3 protein-coding genes are annotated in these 3,920 nt (G+C 64.0%); 2 read left to right on the top strand and 1 reads right to left on the bottom strand.

Annotated features, from left to right (window positions below; translation table 11 throughout):
- The first annotated feature begins 63 nt into the window (after positions 1 to 63).
- Positions 64 to 609 carry a GreA/GreB family elongation factor gene (locus tag EOA36_RS29875; RefSeq protein WP_127280557.1) on the top strand — a complete coding sequence of 182 codons (546 nt, stop codon included), beginning with the start codon at positions 64 to 66 and terminating at the stop codon, positions 607 to 609.
- A 114-nt stretch (positions 610 to 723) separates the two neighbouring features.
- Positions 724 to 1,980, top strand: a complete 1,257-nt coding sequence (locus EOA36_RS29870; RefSeq protein ID WP_127280556.1) for a D-amino acid dehydrogenase — start codon at positions 724 to 726, stop codon at positions 1,978 to 1,980.
- A 141-nt stretch (positions 1,981 to 2,121) separates the two neighbouring features.
- Here EOA36_RS29870 and EOA36_RS29865 read toward each other — a convergent pair.
- A partial coding sequence (locus tag EOA36_RS29865; protein ID WP_245464509.1) for a phosphatidylserine/phosphatidylglycerophosphate/cardiolipin synthase family protein occupies positions 2,122 to 3,920 on the bottom strand: 1,799 nt, incomplete at its 5' end.

Raw genomic sequence — 3,920 nt, 5'->3', positions numbered from 1 at the left:
ATCGCGACCATCGGATCCGCGAATGCCCGCCGGCGGCGGCGAGCACTGATCGTGGAGGCGATAATGAAAAACGGAAGCTGCCGCCTGACGACGAAGGATTTCGCCGTCCTGGAAGTAATGCTCGAGCGCCGGCGGGCATTCGCGGATCCGATGGTCGCGATGATCGAAGAGAAGCTTTCCAATGCCGGCGTCGTGCCCATCGAGTCGGTCGAACCCGATATCGTGACGCTGAACAGCCGGGTGGTGTTTTGCGTCGATGCCGGTGCGGCCGAGACGCGCACCCTGGTGCAGAACGACGTGCGCGGACCGGTCGGCTCCAGCCTGTCGGTGGCAACCAGGCGCGGCCTGTGCATGCTTGGCATGGCGCAAGGCCAGACGGCATCGCTCGAACACCCCGACGGCAGGCGCGAATCGATCCGGATCAAGGCGGTGCTCTATCAGCCGGAAGCCGCGCGGCGGGCAGCCCGGGAAAGAGCTTCCGCTGGCGGATCGCGGCCACATGGGCTGACCCTCGTCTACAGCGCTGACACGTCTATCCGGCCTCTTGGCGAGACGGCAGGAGTGCGGCAGACAGGGAAAGACGACGATCCCGGTCCGTCGGCGGCGTGAAAAGCCACGGCGCATGGTTGAGAAGATCGGAATCGATTTTCGCCGGCGATCGTGCGCAAATCGCAGATGTGGCCGTGTCCTTCGGCATGAAGGACACGGCGTAAGGAGTGAATGATGAAGATCATGGTGCTGGGCAGTGGCGTCATCGGGGTGACCACGGCCTATTATCTCGCTGAGGCCGGCCATGAGGTGACGGTGATCGACCGCCAGAAAGGCCCGGCGCTGGAGACCAGCTTTGCCAATGCCGGCGAGATTTCGCCCGGCTATGCCTCGCCCTGGGCCGGCCCCGGCATTCCGCTCAAGGCGATCAAGTGGCTCCTGATGAAGCACGGCCCGCTGGTGGTGCGGCCGGCCTTCGACCCGCATATGTGGACATGGCTGGTCAAGATGCTGCGCAACTGCACCGCCGAGCGCTACGCCATCAACAAAGCGCGTATGGTGCCGCTGGCGGAATACAGCCGCGACACGCTGAAGGCGCTGCGCGAAGCGACCGGCATTGCCTATGACGAGCGGACCCAGGGCACGCTGCAATTGTTTCGCACGCAAAAGCAACTCGACGGCACCGGAGGCGATGTCGAGGTGCTGAAGAAATATGGCGTGCCGTACGAAATCCTCGACCAGGATGGCTGCATCGCGGCAGAGCCGGGGCTGGCCGGCGTGCGCGAGAAGTTCGTCGGGGGGCTGAGACTGCCGCATGACGAGACCGGCGACTGCAAGATGTTCACCGACAGGCTGACCGAGCTCTGCGTGGCGCGCGGCGTCAAGTTCGAGTACGACGTGACCATCTGGCGCGTCATCCGCAGCCGCAATCGTGTCGCCAATCTGAGCACCAGTGCTGGCTGGAAGGCGGCAGACGCCTATGTCATGGCGCTGGGCAGCTATTCGGCGGGTTTCATGCGCCGGATGAAGCGGTCGATCCCGGTCTATCCGGTCAAAGGCTACTCGATCACGGTGCCGATCAAGGACGCCGCCGCCGCACCGGTGTCGACCGTAATGGACGAGACCTACAAGGTCGCGATCACCCGGCTTGGTGACCGCATCCGCGTCGGCGGCACGGCCGAGATTTCCGGCTTCGATCTCAGGCTGCACGAATCGCGACGCCGCACCCTGGAACACTCGGTCGGCGATCTCTTTCCGGGCGCCGGCGCCATGCGCGAGGCGACGTTCTGGTGCGGGCTGCGGCCGATGACGCCGGATGGACCACCGCTGATCGGCCGCACCGAACTGTCCAACCTCTATCTCAACACCGGCCATGGAACGCTGGGCTGGACCATGGCCTGCGGCTCGGCCAAGGTGCTGGCCGACATCATCTCGAACCGGGTACCCGACATCGACGTGCGTGCCCTGGCGCAGGAGCGTTATCTTAAATAGCCCGCGCGCGTCTCGCCGGCGCGCTCTGTTCCTTGCTTTGATGCATGTCGTTGCCCAAAACCGGGGCCACTTTTGGGCGACATCTCTTGGGTGGATGCAGTTCCGGGCGGAAAACCGCTTCGCACTTTTCCTGGAATTGCATCAGAACGCCTGCCTGACCCAGGCCTCGTCGAACAGCAGCCGGTAGGCCCACGGGATCGTCAGTTTGGTGGAAACCGGGTTCGAGTGGGCGAGATAGTCGTCATAGACCGGCTTCATCCTGGCGTAGAAGGCGGGGTCGAGCACCATCATGCCGTTCTCGGAATCGTGGAAGAAGCTGCGGTTGTTGAGGTTGACCGAGGAGATGGCGACCAGCTTTTCATCGATCAGCATGATCTTGGAATGCAGCACCACGTCAGGTGCCTTGAATTCGCGGATGTCGATGCGGTCGCCATATTTCTCGACGAACAGCTTGTTGAGCGCGGTGAGGAACCTGCCGCCGATATCGCCCTTGAGGTCGATGCGGCCGACAATGTCGATCTTGACGCCTCGGGCGAGCGCCCGATCGAAGGCCCGGGCGAGGCTCGGCGTCAGATTGAGGTAAGGGTTGACGATCTGGATATGGTGCTGGGCGGCGTCGACCAGCTCGACGAAATAGGCCTCCAGCGCGTGGTCATCCTCATAGGGAACCGAAATGAAATGCCGGGCATTGCCAGATGGCAGGCCATCTCCGTGGAACGGGATGGAGAAGGGACGCGCCAGGTTTGTGTCGGCGTCGCGCAGCCATATTGTCGACAGATGCGCGGCGAGCGTCTCGACCATCGCCCTGTCGGCGAACTCGATGTCGAAGTCGCTCCAGTTCGAATAGTAGTTCAGCGAAAGGCCATCGGTCTTGCCGTATTGCTCGAGGTCCGGATAGCGGGACAGGTCGATCGGCCGATGGAACAGGAAGCCATCATGGATGTTGCGGCCGCCGATGATCACGCGCGAACGCGCGGGGTCCTGCGCCAGCGTCGCCAGCATCTTGATATGATGGGTCTTGTGCAGCTGTGAAATCTGCTCGTCGATCGGCGCGCCATGATCCGCCAGCCAGCGGTATTCCTGCAGCTCGACATTGGGGAATTCGGCCGCCAGGCGCTGCAGCATGGCGTCGTCCTTGTCACGTTCAAGCACGTCGGTGACCATGATGCGCACCTTGGCGCCAAGCGCTGCATGATGGCGGATCAGCCGTTCGATGATGCGCCCGGAAAAGTCGGCCTTGAATTCGAGCGAGGACAGATAGATCAGCTTCAGCCTTGGCGCCTTCGAGAAATCGAGCGGCAATTCCGGATCGCCCTTGTCTATTGCCGCATCGGACAGAGGCGCGCCCATCAGCGCCTCGACCTTGGCGTTGAAGCCGTCGCGCGATTTGCGCAGCAGCGTGGGCTCACCGATCGGCATGGCGCAGGTCTGCGACAGCCACCGGCCGGCATAGAAGGCGCGCTCGAGGGCGTCGAGGCCGACGCCGTCGGGGACCGGGCAGCGCTGGTAGCGGCTATCCAAACTGGCGAGCGCCGGATCGGCGGTCTCTTCGCGCCGGATGGTGAGCGGCGCGCCGGTGGGCGCGAGGCTGGAGCGGATCCTTGCCGTGCACCGGTTCAGGTCATCGGCCGGAAACAGGCTGACCGTGTCGTTCTCGCTCGACAGGCGAAGGCGGAATGCCGCGCCGGCGGCAATGGTGCGTGAGGCTCCGGCGGCGCGGGCCTCGGCTTCCAAGAGCTTCGATTTTTCCGGCTTGCAGGCACGCAGCACCGAGATCGTCGTGCGCCAGGCCGGCCAGCAGCCAGCCGATATCGAAGGCAGTTGCGACGGCGCATTGGCGATCCGCGCCGCCGGAGCCTCACGCACCATTGCCGCCGGCGCGGCATTCCGCCTTCGCCCGTCGAGCGAGAACGACACGGTCAGCCTGTTTCCGGCCGATG

The sequence above is a fragment of the Mesorhizobium sp. M8A.F.Ca.ET.021.01.1.1 genome (assembly GCF_003998025.1).
Lineage (GTDB): Bacteria > Pseudomonadota > Alphaproteobacteria > Rhizobiales > Rhizobiaceae > Mesorhizobium.
Note: the sequence above shows the minus strand (reverse complement) of the source record. Positions and strands in the feature narration are given on the sequence as shown.